The sequence below is a fragment of the Burkholderia catarinensis genome (assembly GCF_001883705.2).
Taxonomy (GTDB): Bacteria; Pseudomonadota; Gammaproteobacteria; order Burkholderiales; family Burkholderiaceae; genus Burkholderia; species Burkholderia catarinensis.
Genome location: NZ_MDEQ02000051.1, coordinates 1 through 19,593, shown reverse-complemented (window position 1 = coordinate 19,593; position 19,593 = coordinate 1). Strand labels below are relative to the sequence as shown.

15 protein-coding genes and 7 pseudogenes are annotated in these 19,593 nt (G+C 61.2%); 10 read left to right on the top strand and 12 right to left on the bottom strand.

The window, feature by feature from the left end:
* The 5 genes from BFF94_RS38525 to BFF94_RS36620 form a co-directional block, all read right to left on the bottom strand.
* Positions 1 to 113 (bottom strand): TIGR00366 family protein (locus BFF94_RS38525; RefSeq protein WP_246637496.1); only part of this gene is annotated, 113 nt, incomplete at its 3' end.
* A gap of 70 nt (positions 114 to 183) precedes the next feature.
* Positions 184 to 1,152 carry a 3-hydroxyacyl-CoA dehydrogenase gene (locus BFF94_RS36635; protein WP_128847357.1) on the bottom strand — a complete coding sequence of 323 codons (969 nt, stop codon included), beginning with the start codon at positions 1,150 to 1,152 and terminating at the stop codon, positions 184 to 186.
* Between the two features lie 2 nt (positions 1,153 to 1,154).
* On the bottom strand, positions 1,155 to 1,856 hold the full coding sequence (locus BFF94_RS36630) for an SDR family oxidoreductase (RefSeq protein WP_128847354.1): 702 nt from the start codon (positions 1,854 to 1,856) through the stop codon (positions 1,155 to 1,157).
* A 42-nt stretch (positions 1,857 to 1,898) separates the two neighbouring features.
* Positions 1,899 to 2,951 (bottom strand): cyclase family protein, encoded by a 1,053-nt coding sequence (locus BFF94_RS36625; RefSeq protein WP_128847352.1) that lies wholly within the window; start codon positions 2,949 to 2,951, stop codon positions 1,899 to 1,901.
* A gap of 65 nt (positions 2,952 to 3,016) precedes the next feature.
* Positions 3,017 to 3,760: an IclR family transcriptional regulator gene (locus BFF94_RS36620; protein ID WP_128847349.1), complete on the bottom strand. Its 744-nt coding sequence runs from the start codon at positions 3,758 to 3,760 to the stop codon at positions 3,017 to 3,019.
* Between the two features lie 93 nt (positions 3,761 to 3,853).
* On the opposite strand from BFF94_RS36620, the gene BFF94_RS36615 reads away from it, so the two are divergent.
* Positions 3,854 to 4,591 (top strand): reverse transcriptase domain-containing protein, encoded by a 738-nt coding sequence (locus tag BFF94_RS36615; RefSeq protein WP_308286078.1) that lies wholly within the window; start codon positions 3,854 to 3,856, stop codon positions 4,589 to 4,591.
* A gap of 118 nt (positions 4,592 to 4,709) precedes the next feature.
* Positions 4,710 to 4,861 (top strand): annotated as a pseudogene (locus tag BFF94_RS36610) (IS3 family transposase); the annotation flags it as partial.
* A gap of 127 nt (positions 4,862 to 4,988) precedes the next feature.
* Here BFF94_RS36610 and BFF94_RS36605 read toward each other — a convergent pair.
* The 3 pseudogenes from BFF94_RS36605 to BFF94_RS36595 form a co-directional block, all read right to left on the bottom strand.
* Positions 4,989 to 5,282: pseudogene (locus BFF94_RS36605) on the bottom strand (transposase); the annotation flags it as partial.
* Positions 5,283 to 5,323: 41 nt separating this feature from the next.
* Positions 5,324 to 6,602: pseudogene (locus tag BFF94_RS36600) on the bottom strand (IS256 family transposase).
* A gap of 86 nt (positions 6,603 to 6,688) precedes the next feature.
* Positions 6,689 to 7,250, bottom strand: a pseudogene (locus BFF94_RS36595) (IS5 family transposase); the annotation flags it as partial.
* Positions 7,251 to 7,546: 296 nt separating this feature from the next.
* Here BFF94_RS36595 and BFF94_RS36590 point away from each other — a divergent pair.
* From BFF94_RS36590 to BFF94_RS36575, 4 genes and pseudogenes are all read left to right on the top strand, one after another.
* Complete coding sequence (locus BFF94_RS36590; RefSeq protein ID WP_128842262.1) at positions 7,547 to 9,769, top strand: thiamine pyrophosphate-dependent enzyme; 2,223 nt, start codon at positions 7,547 to 7,549, stop codon at positions 9,767 to 9,769.
* Between the two features lie 95 nt (positions 9,770 to 9,864).
* The gene (locus BFF94_RS36585) at positions 9,865 to 11,379 is read left to right on the top strand and encodes an indolepyruvate oxidoreductase subunit beta family protein (RefSeq protein WP_128842263.1); all 1,515 of its coding nucleotides are present in this window, start codon (positions 9,865 to 9,867) and stop codon (positions 11,377 to 11,379) included.
* Positions 11,376 to 11,801 (top strand): acyl-CoA thioesterase, encoded by a 426-nt coding sequence (locus BFF94_RS36580; protein WP_128842264.1) that lies wholly within the window; start codon positions 11,376 to 11,378, stop codon positions 11,799 to 11,801. The genes BFF94_RS36585 and BFF94_RS36580 overlap by 4 nt, the downstream gene beginning before the upstream one ends.
* Positions 11,802 to 11,950: 149 nt before the next feature.
* Positions 11,951 to 12,762, top strand: a pseudogene (locus tag BFF94_RS36575) (IS5 family transposase).
* A 79-nt stretch (positions 12,763 to 12,841) separates the two neighbouring features.
* On the opposite strand, the gene BFF94_RS38375 reads toward BFF94_RS36575, so the two are convergent.
* The 3 genes from BFF94_RS38375 to BFF94_RS36565 form a co-directional block, all read right to left on the bottom strand.
* Positions 12,842 to 13,117, bottom strand: a complete 276-nt coding sequence (locus tag BFF94_RS38375; protein ID WP_308286077.1) for a hypothetical protein — start codon at positions 13,115 to 13,117, stop codon at positions 12,842 to 12,844.
* Positions 13,118 to 13,186: 69 nt separating this feature from the next.
* Positions 13,187 to 13,471: a hypothetical protein gene (locus tag BFF94_RS38370; protein WP_308286076.1), complete on the bottom strand. Its 285-nt coding sequence runs from the start codon at positions 13,469 to 13,471 to the stop codon at positions 13,187 to 13,189.
* 28 nt (positions 13,472 to 13,499) lie between these two features.
* Positions 13,500 to 14,456 (bottom strand): helix-turn-helix domain-containing protein, encoded by a 957-nt coding sequence (locus BFF94_RS36565; RefSeq protein WP_128842265.1) that lies wholly within the window; start codon positions 14,454 to 14,456, stop codon positions 13,500 to 13,502.
* A 315-nt stretch (positions 14,457 to 14,771) separates the two neighbouring features.
* Here BFF94_RS36565 and BFF94_RS36560 point away from each other — a divergent pair, with 315 nt between their 5' ends.
* The 3 genes from BFF94_RS36560 (at position 14,772) to BFF94_RS36550 (ending at position 18,241) form a co-directional block, all read left to right on the top strand.
* Positions 14,772 to 15,596 (top strand): hypothetical protein, encoded by an 825-nt coding sequence (locus tag BFF94_RS36560; protein ID WP_128842266.1) that lies wholly within the window; start codon positions 14,772 to 14,774, stop codon positions 15,594 to 15,596.
* 118 nt (positions 15,597 to 15,714) lie between these two features.
* Entirely contained in the window at positions 15,715 to 17,499 is a 1,785-nt protein-coding gene (locus tag BFF94_RS36555) for a tetratricopeptide repeat protein (RefSeq protein ID WP_128842267.1), read from the top strand.
* A gap of 220 nt (positions 17,500 to 17,719) precedes the next feature.
* Positions 17,720 to 18,241, top strand: a complete 522-nt coding sequence (locus BFF94_RS36550; RefSeq protein ID WP_128842268.1) for an RICIN domain-containing protein — start codon at positions 17,720 to 17,722, stop codon at positions 18,239 to 18,241.
* Between the two features lie 683 nt (positions 18,242 to 18,924).
* Here BFF94_RS36550 and BFF94_RS36545 read toward each other — a convergent pair.
* Positions 18,925 to 19,188 (bottom strand): annotated as a pseudogene (locus tag BFF94_RS36545) (transposase); the annotation flags it as partial.
* An 82-nt stretch (positions 19,189 to 19,270) separates the two neighbouring features.
* On the opposite strand from BFF94_RS36545, the pseudogene BFF94_RS36540 reads away from it, so the two are divergent.
* A pseudogene (locus tag BFF94_RS36540) lies at positions 19,271 to 19,593 on the top strand (integrase core domain-containing protein); the annotation flags it as partial.

Here is a 19,593-nt window from a genome sequence, read left to right as displayed (position 1 = left end):
TGCACGATCACGGCAAGGGCCATCGTAAACAGCGTGAGGCCGATCGCGAAGACGAACGGATCGGGCAAATACCGGCGCATTAGCTCGGTAAAGAAAGCGGTGACTTTCTGCATGGGTGGGTCTCCTTCCACATCGTAATAGTTGTCGGGTCTCGCTTGGTCTCATCTCGCACGCTTGGGGCGCTTATGGGTCGCCGCGGGCGGTGGTCTTGCGAAGGCGGGCGAGTTGCATGAGCCGCCGGTCGCGCCAGGCCACGCGCTCGTCCCATTGCTCAAGCGGCAGAGCCGCGCGTCTGGCCGCCTCGACCTGCGCGACAAGTTCGGGCGTCCAGGGGTCATGCTGGCCGCGCTCGGCACCCATGCGTTCGTACGAAGGGCCCATCTTCTGCGCATGCGAGGCGATGCCGCCGCGCGTGTTCAGATCGACGGTCTCGAACGGACCGATCACCGACCAGCGCGGGCCGAGGCCTTCGCGTATAACGGTGTCGATGTCTTCCACCGATGCGACGCTATCGCGCACGAGACAATACGCTTCGCGCAACACGGCGCCTTGCAGGCGGTTGAAGATGAAGCCCTCCACCTCCTGCTTCACGCGCACGGGCTTGAGGCCCGCCTCGCCGTAAAGCAAGGTCGCGCGCGACGCGGCCGCTTCGGACGTGAAGGGTGCGGGCACAATCTCGATCACGGGCACGAGGTAGGGCGGGTTGCCGGGATGCGCGACGAGGCAGCGCGCGTAGCCTGGCACCGTTTCGTCAACGAACTTCGAGGCCGCGAGAAATGAGGAGGCGCTCGCGAGGATCGCTTCGGACGGCGCGGCGCGGTCGAGCTGCGCGAAAATCTCGCGTTTGAGCTCCGCACGCTCGGGCCCACATTCCTGCACGAGGTCGGCGTTGGCTGCGGCGGCTTCGAGCGTCTCGACGATTGCTACGCGCTCCGCGATTTCGCTCGCGCTTTCATCGAGCAACTGGAAGCGTGCGAGATCGGCCAGTCGCAACGCAATTTCTTCGGGTGCGGCAGTCCGGCGGGCGTCGTCGGGATCGTAGAGATGCACGCGCCAGCCGGCGCGTGCAAAACAGATCGCGAACGCCACGCCGATGCTGCCAGCGCCGACAATGCCGGCGCGGCGCGGCGAGCGCTGTTCGGTTTTTGCCATTCTCAAACGCCCGCTACGCCGACGGTCATGCCGCCGCACACATAGAGCACCTGGCCCGTCACGAAGCCGCTGCGCGCATCGAGCAGATAGGAGGTCGCATGCGCGACGTCCTCCGGCGTGCCCACGCGCTTGACCGGCACCGCATTGATGATCGCTTCGGTACGGGACGCGCCGGGCGGGTTGGCGCGGTCGAACAGTTCCGTGCGGATCGGGCCCGGGCCAATGGCGTTTGCGGTCACGCCAAACACGCCCAGCTCGAGCGCCCACACGCGCGTCATGCCGATCAGCGCGGCCTTGGTGGCGGAATAGGCCGTGCGCAGTTCCTTGCCGAGCGCCGCACGCGACGACATGTTGACGATGCGCCCGAAGCCCGCGACCTTCATGCCCGGCAAGAGTGCCTGCATGCACTGCTGTGTGCAGCGCACGTTGAGCGCCCAAGCGCGTTCGAGTTCTTCGAGCGTCTGATGCTCTGCGTCGGCGGGCATGACCACGCCCACGTTGTTGATGAGGCGCGTGATCGGGCCGCCCTGCAGCGCTCGCGCGAGCGCGGCCGCCGTTGCTTCGGTATCCGAGAGGTCGGCGATGATGCCATCACCCACACGGTCGATGACGACCGCTTCGTAACCGTCGGCCTCGCAGCGAGCGGCGCACGCGGCGCCGATGCCAGCCGCACCGCCGGTGATCAGGACTCTTTCTTTAGCCATGTTCTGAAGTACGGACAAAATAGAGGAACGGCAAGCGGTGGGTCAAACGGTGGCGACCGGTGTAACGGGAGAGCCCATTGCTCCCGGGAGCCGAAGCGGTGGCGCCGTGAGCATGAAGCGCGAGCGCTTGTGCTCGCGCAGCCACAGTGCGAGATCGTGCAGATACCAGAGCTCGCCAAGCGGCAGACCGAGCTTGAAGAGGCAGTGATGATGCAGCGGCAGCAGCGGATGATCGCCGGGCGTGGCCGGGTGGCGTGCCGGATAGCGTTCGACTGCATAGTTGTCCGCGGCGAGCGCAGCGATGCCCGAATCAGTAATCCACTGGAGCAGACGTTCGTCGCGTCCGTCGAGCGCGCTGCAGTGATTCGACAGTATGGCTTCGTCGGGTTGGCGGTTCATTTCGAGTACCATTTCAGCAAAACCAGTGCGCAGCACGAGCATGTCGCCGCGCTCGACCTCCACGCTATCGGCTTCGATCACGCGCATCAGGTCGTCATAGCCCACGGTGCGCATTTCGCGGCCGAAATGCGCGGCGAAGTCGACCAGCACGCCGCGGCCCTGCATGCCCTTCACGGCGAGATGCTCGATGCCGAGTACATCGGCATGGCTATGTTCGCCACCGCAGGCGTGCGGCGCGAAATTCGCCTCGACGCGATATTCCATTGGGCCAACGATGTCCACATTCGCGCGATAACCGTTGTAGTAAATGCTCTCGGCCACGCCGTCGCCGTTGGCGTCGAAGCGTGAACCTACGTGCGCGAGCGAATCCCACTGCGTGGAGTATTGCAGCGAGAGCAGCACCTGGTCGTCGCTCACGACATCGGTTGCGCCTGCAACGTTGCGCGCGAACGGGAAATTCACGTACGGCAGGCCGTCGCGGAAAGTGGGGCGCAGCACGGGCGGATGGCGGCGAACATTGAGCTTGTTCTCGCCTGGGAAGTCGAGCGGCAGCGAGAGTGTGAACGTGATACCCGCGCGAATTTCTTGAGCGCCCTTGAGCACCTCTTGCGCACCGATGAGATTGGGGCGCCCCAACTGATCGTCGGGACCAAAATCGCCCCAGTTCGAGCCTTCTGGCCGGTTCTTCCAACGCATGCTGGTTGTCTCCACTTCGTGAACCCGCGGCGGATGGGCCGGGTCGCATCGCAACTACCTGCTCTTTACGCGGCAAGGAGCGACGGGGGAATCTGCGCGTACACCTCGAGCAGCGCCTTGACAGCGTTCTGCTCGTTCTTCAAAAGGCGTGCCTTGGGCGCGCCGATGACGAGCGCAAATGCCTCGCCATGAATCAGGAAGCCACGCGCAAGACCGGCCACGTCCTCGATGCTTTCGCCCGTCGAGCGATGCCAGCCGTCGGTCACGCCCTGTTCGACGTCGCGCTCGAATGTGGCGCAGTCGATGACCGCTCCGTCGGCGGAGCGCAACTGTGGCTCGCAACTGTCAAGCAACTTGCGGCGCGCGGCCCGGTCGAGCGCGCCGAGCAGCGCCTTGCCCGCCGCGCTCGCCACGGTCATGAAGCCACCCGGCTCGTCGCTGTAGCGGATCTTCTGGCGTGACTCCATCACGTCGAGATAGACCACGCGGTTGCCCGCAAGCGTGGCGAGCGCCGCCGTTTCGCCGGTAGCGTCGCGCAGCGCAGAAAGCAGCGGCTGGAACATCAGCGTGAGCGGGTCCTCGCTGCAGATGTCGCGCGCGACATGCAGCAGGCGCTGCGTTGGGTAGTAGCCCGCCTTCACGCCCGGCGCGTACAGATAGCCTTTGGCCACCATCGTCTGCAACAGCGCGTGGCAGCTCGACAGGGGGATCTCGGTTCGACGCGCAATCTCGCTGTAGATCATCGGCTGCCGGACTTCGGCAAAGAGGTTGATCACGTCGAAAACACGCACTGCAGTTTTCACATCCATGAGAGTATTATCGACATATCGATAATATGTTGGCAAGACGATTGTGGGTAAACACCTAAGGCGCGGTGGTCGCCTTCTCCTGTAAGTGGAACGCTGGCTGAAAGCGTCAATGCAGACTGCGGACGGGGTCTTCTGGAACGGACGCGCGGCACGCCGCAAGGCGGCGTCGTGAGCCCGTTGCTGGCCAACCTGTTCCTGCACTACGCCTTCGACGTCTGGGTCGCTCGCAATCTCAGAAGCGTACGGTTCTGTCGCTACGCTGATGACGGAGTGGTCCATTGCAAGAGCTTGGCTCAGGCCAAACTGGCGTTAGACAGGATCGGCGAGCGGTTCCGCGAATGCGGCCTCGAATTGCATCCGGGCAAGACCAGGATCGTCTACTGCCGGGACGGCAATCGGCGGACAGCACATCCTGATGTGCAGTTCACCTTCCTGGGATACACCTTCCGGCCGCGAAAGGCGGTGGACAAGTGTCAGCGGGTCTACGTGAACTTCGTCCCGGCGGTTAGCCGTGACGCCTTCAAGGCGATGCGGCAGACTATTCGGGGATGGTATCTGCAACTGATGTGCGACCGCGAATTGGGCGATCTGGCGGCAATGTTCAATCCGATTCTGAGGGGGTGGCAGCAGTACTACGGCCGCTTCCATGGCTCGGCAATGTCGGTGATCTGGAAACACATGAATGACTACCTGGTGCGCTGGATGATGCGCAAGTACAAGACTCTTGCTCGCCATAAAACGCGGGCGAGACACGCCCTCGGGCGGCTTGCGCGTCGATTCCCGACTGCCTTCGTGCATTGGGGAGTGGGATGTCTTCCTGCGGTTGGATGATGGGAGCCGGATGAGTCGAGAGGCTCACGTCCGGTTCTGCGAGAGGCTGGGGGGGGAAATTCCCCCGGCCTACTCACCCGTACATCCGAACTGAAGGCTGGCTGTATCTGGCGGCGGTATCAAGCGACGTATCTACCCGAACAGGGCTACTGCTGCCACAGACGTATTCGATTACATTGAGATGTTCTACAACCCGATTCGCCGGCATGGTCAGCCGGCGACCTGTCACCTGTAGAGTGTGAGCGGCGCTACGCGCTAAACGGCTCGTGAGTGTCTATGAAACTCTGGCCGGTCCAGAAGGCCTGCGGCGATTGTTCACTGCACCCGGAAGCCGAAATCCGGCACGCTCGCGTCACGATCGGGGATCGCCATCGAGAATGGGCTGTCAGAGGTCAGTTTAGAAACCTTTCTCAGCTTGCCTGAAGCTGTTCCAGCAGACGAGCGCGCAGCCAAGTTTCAAGAATGCTTCGTGAATGTCGGCACGTCGCTCGAAGCGCGTGCGTAGACGACCGAACTTGTTGAGCCATGGGGGCGTACGTTCGACCACCCAACGATACCTTCCGAGTCCGCTACCGTGGTCGGTCCGGCGCTTCGCGATCACGGGCCTGATGCCGTGCTCACGCAGCGCACAGCGGTGTCGCGTGGCACCGTAGCCGCGATCGGCGTAAACGACGCCGGGCTTCTGAAGTGGAGCAATCGTCAAGAGTGGTGTATGCGGGCCGGGCGACATGATCAGGCGGCCAGCGCTTGAGGAGCCGGTGTGCTTTCAATCACCGGGGTTCCGTCTTTGAAGGGAATGCCCTTCAGAAGCTGATCGATTCTCTCGGCACCGCGGATCTTCCTCCAGGTCTGCTCGGCCGCTTCGATCAGCTTGAACGCCATCGCGAGGAAGGTCGCGCGTGACAGACAGTTGCGCGTGCGGCTCGTGCGATGACGCACCGTCGCGAACGTCGATTCGATCGGATTCGTGGTCCGTACGTGCTGCCAATGCTCGGCCGGGAAGTCGTAGAACGCGAGCAGTGTGTCGCGATCCTTCGTGAGCTTCTCCACGGCCTTCGGATATTTGGCCGCGTACGTGTCGACGAACTGGTTGAACGCGACGATCGCGTCGGCGCGCGTCGCGGCATTCCAGATCTCCGCGAGCGCTGCCTTGGCCTTGCCGTGCTGAGACTTCGGCATCGCGCAGCACGTTGCCGATCTTGTGGAACCAGCAGCGTTGCTGCCGCGTCTGCGGGAACACTTCGTCGAGCGCCGCCCACAGTCCCATCGCACCGTCGCCGACCGCCAGCAGCGGCGGCGCCTGCAGGCCGCGCACCTTCAGGTCGAGCAGCAGATCGCCCCACGATGCTTTCGATTCGCGATAGCCATCGCTCAGCGCGACGCGCTCCTTCTCGCCGTCCTGCTTCACGCCGATGATCACCAGCAGGCACTGACCGTCGGCGTCCTCGGTGCGAGCTTGCGTGTGGCTGCCGTCTGCCCACCAGTAGATCCAGCGCGAGGCCGACAGGTCGCGCTTGTTCCATTGCTCGTATTCGTCCGCCCACGCGCCCTTCAGACGGCTCACGACACTGGCCGACAGGCCCTTGGCCTGCTCACCGAGCAGCTCGGACAGTGCCTCGCCCATGTCGCCCGTCGAGACGCCGCGTAGGTACAGCCACGGCAGCGACGCCGATACCCGCGGCGACTTGCGCACATAGGGCGGCACGATCGACGAGTTGAATTTCACGCCTGAGCCCGAGCGGTCGCGGACCTTCGGCACCTGGACGGATACCGGCCCCACGGCCGTGACGACCTGGCGCTCCGGCAAGTAGCCGTTGCGCGCGATCGCCCGTCGGCCGTCGATCGCCTTCACATTCGCGTACAGCTCGAGCATCACTGCCAATTCCGACTGGATGGCCTGCTGGATGATCTGCCGCGCGCCTTGCTGGATCAGATCGTCCAGACCGGGCGCCCCCTTGATTTCCGTTTCTGCTGCTTGACTGCCGTTCGTTTCGTGCGTACGTTTCGCCATGGTGGTGGAGTTCGATTGGGAAAGTGTTACCGTCGAAAGCAACATTCTCCTTCAATCGCCACCGCCTTCTCTCGCTTCCTTCCTATCCCGCGTACACCACTTCCAACGATAGCTCTCTGAAGTGGTCGGCCACCGACACCGCGAATCGGCGGAATTGCATCAACGAGCGGCAGCAACTACGTGACGTCGTTGACGTTCGCGCCAGTCAGGATCGCGGCGACGGGAACGCCGTTGACGTGTACGAGGGTGTGGTGCTTGGAACCGGGTCGCGCACGACCCGTGGGGTTCGGGCCAGTCTTTCGCCCGCCCCAACGGCACGCACGGACGACGAATCGACCGCAGCGTACGACAGATCGATCTGGCCGGCCGCACGCAACTTGTCGAGCAGCAACGCGTGCAGTTGGTCCCGTACCCCGCCCTTTTGCCAGTCGTTCAATCGCCGCCAGCAAGTTGTACCCGAGCCGAAACCCAGCCGGGTCGGCAAGTGGTTCCAGCGAATGCCCGTCTTGAACACAAACAGGATGCCGTGAGCGTCGCGCGATCCGACACGCGCGGACGACCAGGATCGCTCTCCGCTCGAGGCTTCGCGGGTAGCAGCAAGGGTTCGATGAGCATCCACAGTTCGTCGTCAATGATCGGCGCTTCCATCCTTGGGCTTCCGTTGTTCGGGTGCCCAAGGTTAACAACTCGCCGAGGAAGTAAACAGTCCCATCACGGTTATTTTGAACTGACCTTTTGGAAGAATAGTACTTCCACCTATACGCTGCCGAGACGCAGGAAAACCCCTCCGCGAAACGCGTCGAATATCCCGTTTCTGCAATGAATATCCAGGTCCTGCGGAAAATGAAAGTGCATGATTATTCATGTATTGACGGAGGTGATGTGGCGAACGAAAGTGAGGTCCATGGGCACTGTGTGCCGTAAGAACTGCGTTGAGGAACACAATGGCCGAGCGATCGTTTGTCGAAGAGGTGAAGAAGCTGCGTCTGGGCTCGGGCGAGCTGTTCAGCGGCGAGGGGATTCTCGCTGTGACCAAGGCGCTGCTGGAATCCGGTGTCGGGTATGTTGCGGGCTACCAGGGGGCTCCGATCTCGCATCTAATGGACGTCCTTGCCGATGCGCAGGATATTCTCGGTGAGTACGGGATCCGCTTCGAGAACAGCGCGAGCGAGGCCACGGCCGCCGCGACGCTGGCTGCGTCCGTCAACTACCCGCTGCGCGGTGCCGTCACGTTCAAGGCGACGGTCGGTACCAACGTCGCGTCGGATGCGCTCGCCAACCTGGCGTCCGGCGGCGTGCTGGGCGGCGCGCTCATCATCGTCGGCGAAGACTATGGCGAAGGTTCGTCAATCATGCAGGAGCGCAGCCATGCATTTGCGATGAAGTCGCAGATGTGGTTGCTCGATCCGCGACCGAACCTGCCGTGCATCGTGCAGGCGGTCAAGGACGGCTTCGATCTGTCGGAGGCGAGCAGCACGCCGGTCATGCTGCAGATGCGGATCCGTTCGTGCCACGTGCATGGTCAGTTCGTCACATCGGAAAATCGCCGCCCCGCATTTACGGTCAAGGATGCACTCGACAATCCCGCGCGCGATCTCAGCCGCATCGTCCTGCCGCCGGCCAGCTTCTTGCACGAAAAGGAAAAAGTGGAGGCGCGCTGGCCCGCCGCGATCCGTTTCATCCAGGCGCGTCAGCTCAACGAATTCTTCGCCGATGGCGCGGCCGACGTCGGGATCGCGCTGCAAGGCGGCAACTACAACACGCTGATCCGTGCGCTCGAGAAGCTCGACCTGGCCGACGTCTACGGCGAGTCGAAGATCCCGCTTTACGTGATGAACGTCGCTTATCCGCTCGTCGATGCGGAGTTCGAGCGGTTCTGCAAAGGCAAGCGCGCCATTCTGGTTCTCGAGGAAGGGCAGCCGAACTTCGTCGAGCAGAACGTGGCGAACATTCTTCGCCAACTTGGCGTCGATACCGCGCTGCACGGCAAGGACCTGCTGCCGATGGCCGGCGAATACAACACCGCGACGGTGCTCGCGGGTGTGCGCGCGTTCCTCGAGCGATACGGCATCGTCGAGCCGAAGCCGGTTCAGGCACCGGCGCGGCGTGTCATCCCGCTTGTGCCGGCGCCGGCGGATGCGCGGTCCGATGCGAAGGCGGTTGCGCTTGCAGAGGCGGTCGACGGAAGCGATGTCGACGAGCCGGGTGCGCTGGATCGCGAGGTTCACGCTCGTCCGCCGGGGTTTTGTACCGGCTGTCCCGAGCGGCCGATCTTTACCGCGATGAAGCTCGTCGAACGCGAGTTGGGCCCGCACCACGTCAGCGCCGACATCGGATGCCATCTCTTTTCGATCTTGCCGCCGTTTAACCTCGGTAATACGACGATGGGATACGGTCTGGGTGGCGCGGGTGCCGCCGCGCTGAACGCACCGTCCGGCAAGCGCGCGATTTCGGTGATGGGCGATGGCGGCTTCTGGCACAACGGCCTCACCAGCGGCATCGCGAATTCGGTTTTCAACCGCAGCGACAACCTGACAGTCATCATCGACAACAGCTACACGTCCGCGACCGGGGGGCAGGACATACCGTCGTCGGCCGCGCTCAATCCGACCCGAAGCACTGGGCATGCGATCGAGAAGGCCGTCAAAGGTGTCGGGGTCGAGTGGGTTCGCACCATCAAGCGCACTTATGACCTGAAGACGATGACCGCGACATTGCGGGAAGCGCTCACCACAACGGTCAAGGGGCCGAAAGTGCTGATCGCGCAAAGCGAGTGCATGCTCAACAAACAGCGGCGCGAGAAGCCGAAGGTGCGCAAGGCTATCGCGGCAGGTGAGCGTGTGGTGCGGGAGCGTTTTGGCGTCGATCCGGATACCTGCACCGGTGACCATTCGTGTATCCGCCTGTCGGGCTGCCCATCGCTGTCGATCCGCGAGAATCCGGACCCGTTGCGCTGCGATCCTGTCGCGACCGTGATGGACAGCTGCGTCGGATGTGGTCTGTGCGGTGAGGTTTCGCACGCGGCGGTGCTGTGCCCGTCGTTTTACCGAGCGGAGATCGTTAGCAATCCGACCCGTATGGATCGACTGCGTCAGCGGGTGCGCGGCGCGGTAATCGGCTGGCTGCAGAGCGGAGATGCGCGGCGTCGCGCCCGATATGCGTTCTGACGACTGCCGCCGCGAGTGCAATGGCCTTGTACGGCGGGCTACGCACGAGTCAGGCGGGTGCCGGCACCCGTCGTTGCTTCAAGAGGAAATCAGGAATGAATGCTGAGCCGATCAAGATGGCCATTCTCGCCATGGGCGGCGAGGGTGGTGGCGTGCTTGCCGACTGGATCGTTGATCTGGGAGAGTCAAATGGCTATGTCGCCCAGACAACGTCGGTGCCCGGCGTAGCGCAGCGCACTGGCGCGACGATCTACTACGTCGAGATGTTTCCGGGTGTAGACGCTGCGGCGTCGCGTGCGCCGGTCCTTGCGCTGATGCCGATGCCGGGCGACGTCGACATCGTGCTGGCCTCCGAACTGATGGAAGCGGGACGTGCAGTGCAGCGGGGCATCGTTACGGCGGACCGGACGACGCTTGTCGCATCGAGCCATCGCGTTTACTCGATCGGGGAGAAGGCGGCAATGGGAGACGGTCGCGTCGACAGCGATACCCTCGTGCGTCAATCACGGCGCGCGGCGAAGCGATTCGTGCATTTCAACATGGCCGACGTGGCCGAGCGAACCGGCAGCGTCATTAGCGCGGTCCTGTTCGGTGCGCTGTGTGCGGCCGACGTGTTGCCGTTTTCGCGCGCGCAGTTCGAGGCGACCATCGAGCGCGGCGGGGTGGGGGTCAAGCCCAGTATCAAGGCATTCGATGCCGGTTTCGAACGGGCACGACAGGACGACGCGGCACCGCCGCCCGCTGCCTCCAGGTCGGCGGCAGAGCGCGCGGCGCCGCGTCACCCTGCTGTTGCTGCGCTCGTCGAACGGGCGCGCCGTTACCCCGGCGATGCATCGATGCTCGCGATCGAAGGTGTTCGCCGTCTGATCGACTACCAGGATGTCGCGTACGCCGGATTGTACCTGGACCGTCTCGACGCGCTGCGTGCGACGTCGGGCGGAAGCGATGCCAGGCTGCTGGCCGAGACGGCGCGGCATCTGGCGCTCTGGATGTCATACGAGGACACGATTCGCGTTGCCGATCTAAAAACGCGTGCCAGCCGTTTCGAGCGGGTGCGCGGCGAAGTGCGGGCGAAGGCGGATCAGATTTTACAAATCAACGAGTTCATGCACCCGCGCGTCGAGGAAATCGCCGAGACACTGCCGGCGGCGCTTGGGCGATGGCTGTTGCGCCCGCATGCAATGCACCGCTTCGTCGGGCGGTTCGCCAGGGAAGGACGTGTCGTCGGCACGAGCTCGCTCGGCGGGTTCCTGACGTTGTATCTGTTGGCCCGCTGGCGCTGCTGGCGCCGCATCACGCTGCGCTTTGTGCTCGAAAACCAGCGTATCGAGACGTGGCTCGAGCGCGTTCGCGCGTTGGCGGCAACCGACCCGGCGCTCGCGCTCGAAACGTCGCAGTGCCAGCGGCTCGTGAAGGGATATGGCGATACGCATGCACGGGGGCTGCGGAACTACGAGACCTTGATGGCGGTCGTCGATCGTCATGGAACTTCGATGAAGCCGGCCACGTTGCGCGAACTCCGCGACGCGGCGCTGGCAGACGAACACGGCAACGCGCTGCGCGAGTGTATCGAGCGCCACGCACTTTCTACCGGGGGACAGACGCGATGAATCCACGCAAGCTGACACAAACGCATCGAATCCGCTTTGCCGAATGCGATCCGGCCGGCATCGTGTTCTATCCGCAGTATTTCGTGATGTTCAACAACCTGCTCGAGGCGTGGATCGATGGTTTGCTGCCGGAGGGGTTCGCGGGATATATCGGCAAGCAGCGTTTCGGTTTGCCCACTGTTCGCCTCGAAGCAGATTTTCGCGCGATCAGCCGCATGGGAGACGATGTCGAGCTGAGCCTTGAAGTGCTGCGGCTTGGCGGAAAGTCGCTGACGCTGTCGCTCTCTTGTATCGGGAGCGAAGGCGACATTCGAATGAGCGTGACGCAGGTGCTGGTTTCGACTTCGCTCGACACACATCAGGCGATTGACATTCCCGACATGCTGCGTCGGGCGCTGAGCCCGGAACCCGTCAACGAGTAAAGGAGACAATTGTGAGATCGTCTGTATCGGCGGGGACCCGCTGGACTGTATTTCGACTACTTAGAAGCTGTTGCGAAATTACGGATGAGGTCTGTTAACTTTTTCGAGAGGGTGTTAACTTTCTGTCTTGTTTTGCCTGACAAGAAGCGATGCCCCCAGAACTGATAGACGACGAGCAGTGGTCACTCATCGAACCTTTACTGCCGAAGCGAGCGTCGCGGAACCGCCGATATGCGGGACGCAAGCCGACGCCGGATCGAGCGGTGCTGACCGGCATCGTATTCGTGCTGCGCTCGGGCATCGCCTGGAATCTGCTGCCGCAAGAAATGGGCTGCGGCTCTGGCACCGCGTGCTGGCGGCGGCTGGTTGCATGGCAAGAGGCGGGCGTCTGGCAACGCATCCACGAGACGTTACTGGCAGAGTTACGCCGTCGTGGCCAACTCGACATGGCGCGCGCCATTGTCGACAGTTCTTCGGTTCGCGCCATGCTGGCGGGAAAAAAACCGGTCCGAACCCAACGGATCGACGCAAGCTCGGCAGCAAGCACCACCTCGTCGTCGACGCGCAAGGCATCCCGCTCGCGGTCATCTTGACTGGCGCGAATTGCAACGACATCACGCAACTCGACGCGTTGGTCGAGGCGATTCCTCCCATTCGAGGAAAACGCGGACGTCCTCTGCGCAAACCGAAAATTGTTCAGGGTGACCGGGGATACAGTTCCGAGCCGTACCGCTAGCGCCTGCGCGAACGCGGCATCACGCCCTTGCTTGCCAAAATCGGTTCGCCTCATGGCAGTGGCCTCGGTAAAACGCGCTGGTTCATCGAACGTTCCTTTGCTTGGCTTCATGCGTTCAGACGGCTCAAGATTCGCTACGAACGGTACGCGCACGTGCATGAAGCATTCCTCTCATTCGCGTGCTGCTTGATTTGCTGGAACAAACTCAAGACAGCGTCCGATTAATTTCGTGACCCTAGCCCACAAAACTGTCCCATTTGGAAGTGGAAAATTCCGGCATGACGTTGTCATCAGAAACAGGAGGTCATGCCGTGAAGAAGAGCAAGTTCACCGAGGAACAGATCGCCGTCGCGTTGCCGGCGCGCGCGGTAGGTGGCGTCGGCGATCGCCATGAAGCGCTGCATGGCGGTGGCCGCCCGCAGGCGATAGCGCGGCGCGCCGAGCCAGCGCCGCTCGAATCCATCGGTACGCTGCAGCTGCCGTTGCGCAGTTCGTGCTCGTCCGGCACGCCCCAGTACGTATCGCGCGGGAACACCTCGTGCTCGACGAATTCCTGCTCCTGCCAGATCTCGAGCTGCACGAAGTTGTCCTGTTCGCCGCCGCGATCGTGGACGAAGTAGTGCAGTACCGGCTCGATTTCGACCAGCCGCTAGCCGGCATCCTTGTACGCTTCCCACACGGCATGCGCCGAGCCGAGCGCGGCGAGTTGCGCGTCGATCCACGCGCGGTAGTCGGCCGCAATTTCATGGCCGTCGGCGTCGATGATGCGCGTCGGCTGAACACCGAACTCGTCGCGCGCCTTCACGTGCCGCGCGCTGCGAAACTCGGTGCGCGTCGCGAATGCAGTCAGCAGGTCGGCGTGTTCCGGGGTGACGGGCGTGGTCGCGACGATCGTCGCCAGCGCGTCAGTCAGCAGGTCGTATTCCTTGCGCATCGCAGGGCTCCGTTCAGGATGGGGCGGCTCAGCTCGCGGCCCATGATCGGTCGAGCAGGTCGCCCAGACGCGTCTTGTCCGCTTCGAATTCGGTCACGGCGGCCGCGCCGGCGCGCGAGGCCAGTCGCTCCGCGACGTCGGCCCAAAGCAGGAACACACCGGAGGCGCAGTTCTGATGCTTGCGCTTTTCGACGAGCGGGATCATGTCGGCATCCGCCCGTTCGAGGTGGTGGCGAACCAGCCGCTGCGCGTCGGCAAGCAGTTCCGCATGCGTGAGCGTTTGATCAACGGCCATTGTCGGGGTTTCCTGCTGGGTCGCGCGCTGCTCGAGGTGGATCACGTTCGCGCGCGCGAAGGTCACGCGCTCGCCGAGCACAAAACCCTCCAGTGCAGGCCCGCCGACAGCATACGCCGCGACGATTCCCGTCACGATCGCGCCATACGCGTGCTCATCAGCCAGGTGGTCATGGATCCGGTCGATGCACACGGTCGCCTGGATCCGGGGCCCGCTGACCGCCTGCAGGTGGACGACGTCTCCGCGCTCGATCGTGTCGCGCCTGACGTCCCGCTGCGCGTCCCAGCCCCAGGTCGGCGCCGACACCGTCGTGAAGTCCTCCCGAAACCGCGTGCCCCATTCGCGGCACAGCAGCTGCCAGGACGCGATCGGGATCGCGCCGAGGCCGGCCTCCCAGCGCTGTACCTGCCGCGTGGTCACGCCCAGGCGCTCGGCGACGGCCGCCTGGGTGCGCCCATGGCGCTCGCGCAGGTGGACGAGCTCGGCGGCCGTCGGCGCGCCGGCCGCTGGCCCGCAGGGGGCGACTTCGAGCGTGACTCCGCCATCCCATTCCAGCGTGACCGGGCCGTAGCACTTCGCGCAGGTGGTCGCCGCGCCATCGTGGCGGTCGTCCGGGTGGCGGACCTCGCCACGGTGGTCGCAGGCCGGGCACCGGTACACGTACAGCACGCCGTCCTTGATCTTCTCCATCTGAGCCCCCGACAGAACCCGACATAACGTCGTGCAGCTTCAACATAGCACGACATTTTGTCGTGTCAAGCGGTCTTGTAAAGCGCCCTTTGGGGTTTGGCCCATCAAACGCAATGCCGCTAAGCGGAGCTATAGGGCATTGTCGACAGCGAGCGGGGCACGCGCCTGCGATCAAGAAATGTCCGTAACATTCGTCACCAAGTATTCATCATATGTTTCGTTTGTCAGGACTATTCTGTAAACGTAATCCGATGATCTTAATTCCGATCTGGTGTCATTTTTATCAACCAAATCTCGCCAACTTAAGGATTTAAAATGGTCAACAATAGTGCTACACTTCGCGGACGCCGGATTATCTTTATCGTAGCATCGGCGATTGCGATATCGATCGGTGCGTTCGCCAGTACATCGTATGCCGCCGGGGTCGCCACTCGATTGAAAATCGTCGCCGGTGATAATGTCGCCGTTTTAACCGGAAACAACGGGCCGACGTTGCGTGTTCGAGCACTCGCCGCTGATGACTCACCTGCTGCAGGTAGCGTAATCGAATTTCGCGCGATTGATAAAAAAGCTGTATCACTGGGATCGAACGGTGATTTCAGTGCTCGCGCCACGACAAATGAGCAAGGTTATGCCGACGTTCCAGTGGGACGTCTGCAGTCTGGCGCAGGGCAATACTTGATCCAGGCCGAAGCGGTCAACGGAGCCGCATTGCCCGTGACGTTCTCGGTCTTCGCGGTTCAAGCCTCGCACCTTTCAATCAATGCGGGGGCAAATCAAACGGGCATCTACACCCATACGCCCGCCTGTAACGGAGGGGATGGTTTCTACGCCACCAGTGTACCGGTTTCGGTTCTGGCGACCGATGACGCGGGTCATCCGGTGCAAGGTGTTCCAATTTCATGGGCAGTAAATCTGCCCAACAATTTCTCTATGAACAATTGCAATGCGTTTAGTAATGGTAGTTGTGTGACCGACGCGAGCGGTGTGAGCAGTGGCTATCCGTTTATCGGCTACAACTACATCCAGAATGGCGCACATATTTGCACGACTACATTCCCGTCCAGTTACTCGTTGACAGCAACCATCAGTGGCACCGGAGCGAGTGTATCTATCCCCGAAAACCTGCAGGGAAGATAAATTATCTTTTTCGACCCGAACCTACCATTTCGGGTTGATCAGATTCGTGCGGATTCCGATCTGAATTCGTATCTTTATTGAGTCGAAAATTAATTCGGCCATATCTCAGGGTGGGTTAGTGACCGAGCCAACTGATGATGTACCGCACGGCGATCTCGGATCATCGCTCATTGACGATGGGCGGTATGAAGAGGCCTACCGGTGGTACACCAAATGCCTGGAAGTGACGCCTCACGATCCGATGTCGATTAGCGGCGCTGCCGTCTCTTTATGGTTCCTTGGGCAAAGGCAAGCGGGGATTCATCTCCTGTGTCACGCAGTCGCAGCCGATCCGGTGGATCCAAACCTCGCGAATAATCTGGGATGGCTACTTATTCGCGAAGGCGACTATAACCTCGCACATGAGCGATTGAGTGCCGCGTTAGGGCGGCATCCGGACCACCCAGCACTCCGCGTCAACCTTGGACTCTCCCTCCTCCATTTGGGGCGCAACGATGAGGCCATCAAGTGCCTAACGCCACTGCTTGCGAGCGGGCATTCAGCCCAGAAGCCATTAGAATTACTCGGACTCGCTTACCATCGCTCCGGAAGATTTGACGAAGCGGTGGCCTGCTTCGAACAGTTGATACGTGCCGGTGTCCGTGACGTCGACGTCTTGTTCGCTTATTGTGACGCGCTGGCCCGCGTGGGACGCTTCGAAGATTCACTAGGGTGCTGCGCTCGAATCCTGTCTAAAGAGCCTGGGCACATTGGAGCATTGATAAACAAGGTCAGAGTACTGGGTGCGTTGGGGCGAGCGAGTGAGGGATTGGCCACTTTGGTGACCGCTCGCAGGTTCCATTCGACTATTCCCGACGACTTGCCGCTCCGCAGCTTGCTGCTTGCTGAACTCGGCCGGATTGAGGAGGCCCTTGAGGTCTGCATGCAAGCAGTTCGTCTCAACGACTCTCCCGAATTGCGCTGCCAACTCGGTCGCCTGCAATTGACGCTCGGGAAATATGAAAGCGGCTTCGCTTCCTTGGAGGCGCGTCGCAAATTGTCGAGTTTTATCCCGTTCACTCCCAACTCTTCCGCGCTGTCGTGGGCAGGTGATTTTTCTCTTGCCCATAAGACGCTTTTTGTTTATCAGGAAGAGGGCCACGGCGATATGATCCAGTACCTCCGATATCTTCCATTTCTCGTTAGTCAAGCACGTCACGTTGTTGTAGCGGTACCCGAATCACTCGCAGCGTTCGCACAAACTGCCGTGTCCGGCGCGACAGTGATTACCGCCGGTTATCCGATACCGCACTACGATTGCTATATCCCATTCATGAGCTTGCCATATGCTTTGGGGACGACGCTTGATACTGTGCCGCGCAATGTACCCTACCTATCGGCAGAAAAAACGAGAGTGGATCTGTGGAAGAACCGATTGCAGCCACTGCCGCGGCAGCGTATCGGAATTGTATGGGCAGGGCAAGCTCGCCACGCGCGGGCCAGGAGCCGCGACATACCCATCAGTGAACTGCAACCTTTTAGAAAACTTCAAGTGAGCCTAATCGGTCTTCAACGACCCGTGCGCGTCTCCGACAGTGTCCCCGTACTTGAAATGCCCAACTTCCGTGCATATGGGGACCAACTTGAGGATTTCATGGACGTGGCTGCTCTCATGACGCAGCTTGATCTTGTGATAACAGTAGATACAGCCTACGCACATGTTGCCGGGGCTTTGGGGTTGCCGGTGTGGATTCTCCTTGATAGCAATGCTGATTGGCGCTGGGGACGTGAGCGCAACGACTCGCACTGGTATCCAACAGCACGACTATTTCGACAAGAAAATAGTGGCGATTGGAGCAAAGTGATCGCAAGCGTGATGATCGCCTTGCGGGAGTACATGCCAATGGAGAGAAAACTCTACTGATAATCTCGGTGGTTTTTCGGGGGAATACCCGGACACCGGTCACACAGCGCTGATAGCGCATCTTCGTCGTCATAAAAACGACATTGATTTGTATGAATAATGAAAGGGCTAACCGTACAAGGGGCCGAGCCGTGTCGTTTTCCGCGATGCTGCAGCGTGTTAACCATCATCCCTGCGCTGTATTTGCAATCACCGCCAGCGCCCTGATTCGAGGAATCTCATGTCCACGAAAAACCTGTCCGTCTTCAGATTTACCCTCGCCGTGAGCTTGGCCTCGAGTCTGGCGCTGTTACTGCACTCGACCTCGGCGCTTTCCGCCGCGTCACCGCCGCCCGGCTCGATCGCCGTCGCGTCACGCGGAACGAACGGCTGCCTCACCGCCGAGGCCGGGACGATCAACGCGAATGGCACCGCAGTACTGGTCAGTGTTTGCAATGGCGCTGAGAACCAAGTCTGGGATCGTCCCGGCGACGGCACCGTCCGGAATCGCCAGAGTGGTCGCTGCCTCGATGCCGATCCTGCTACGAGCGGACAAACCACGGCACCCGCACGGCTGTGGGATTGCAGCGGACAGCCGAATCAGAAATGGACCCTGCCTGCACCCGGGCAATTGAACCTGATCCGAAACCAACTTGATGGCCGTTGTCTCGCCGCCAGTCCAAACGGCAGCATCAACGGTGCGCAGTTGTGGACAATTTGTCGTACGGGCACCCCATACAACGAAGCATGGGGTCTGTTCTAATTACCTCGACCAAGTATTTCGTAGTGGCGCGCCGTGCGGAATCGCCGGAATCTTATACCTTTAGTCAACGAAACCAATGTCGCAATTCGTATCTCAGTTGCCTGGCAAACACCGTCTGACGAGTATCGCCGTGACACTATCGGTCACGGCGCTTGCGGCCTGCAGTACCACTTCTGACGCTACTGCCGATAGTCCATCTTTCGGAACTAGACAAGTGACTGTCGCGTGCATGGGGGGGGACGAGCAAGCCGAGCGCCCCTGTTTCTCTGCTGCCATCCGATCGTGCGGTAGTACAGCTCGGCTGGCGACCGTTAATTTACGCTCACGAATTCCGATGACAGAGGGGCCTGATCAGCATCAGGTCCCATGGTATCAATATTCAGCGACATATCAATGCGCTCGTCGCGGAGACGACAATTGATCAGGCATCTCATCCCCTAATCCGTTTGGATTTTCGGGGCGCGCAAAACTTCTTTCTGTACGTGGAATCGAGGCAGGGTCACTGCGGCCTTGGTCAAAAAAGCGGGCTAGGAAGCCGGAGCCAACTTATTACGAACGGTACGCGTAGATCTCATCATGGCTGAACGCCAAAAAGCGTTCGACTCGCAACAGGCCGGATACATTTACGCAAACTGACATGCGTCGGATCGATAACGCTCGCCTTGCAAAGCCGGGGCGGGCCATACACTTTTTGCGAGTACGTCCTGCAGCATGGCCTTGTCCAGGCTCAGGTCCGCCACGAGCCGCTTCAGCTTCGCGTTTTCCTCCTCGAGCTGTCGCAATCGGCGCAACTCAGAAGGCCCCAGCCCTCCGAATTTCTTCTTCCAGTGGTAGAACGTCGTCTCACTGATTCCGAGCTTGCGGCAGACTTCTTCGACCTTCGTGCCCAGCTCCGCCTGCTTCAGTGAAAATGCGATCTGCTCTTCCGCAAACTTGCTCGTCTTCATGGCATGGCCTTCGTGTCCGCATGGACACATCATGCCGAATTTCTCAACTTCTGGACCGGACTATTTCTTGGTTCAGGGTCACAGCGGACATGGGCTGACGCGCATTCTGGATCGTGTGGGGTTGCATCGAGGTTTGCCGCAGGCGATTCGCACCGATAACGGCAAGGAATTCTGTGGTCGAGCAATGCTGAGCTGGGCACATGGGCGAGGCGTGAAGCTGTTCCTGATCGAGCCGGGCAAACCGAACCAGAATGCCTACATTGAATCATTTAACGGGCGCTTCCGGGATGAATGCCTGAACGAGAACTGGTTCACTAGCCTGTCACATGCCAGGGTCGTGATCGAGACTTGGCGTCGGGAATACAACGAGGAACGACCGAAGAAATCGCTGGGCGGATTAACGCC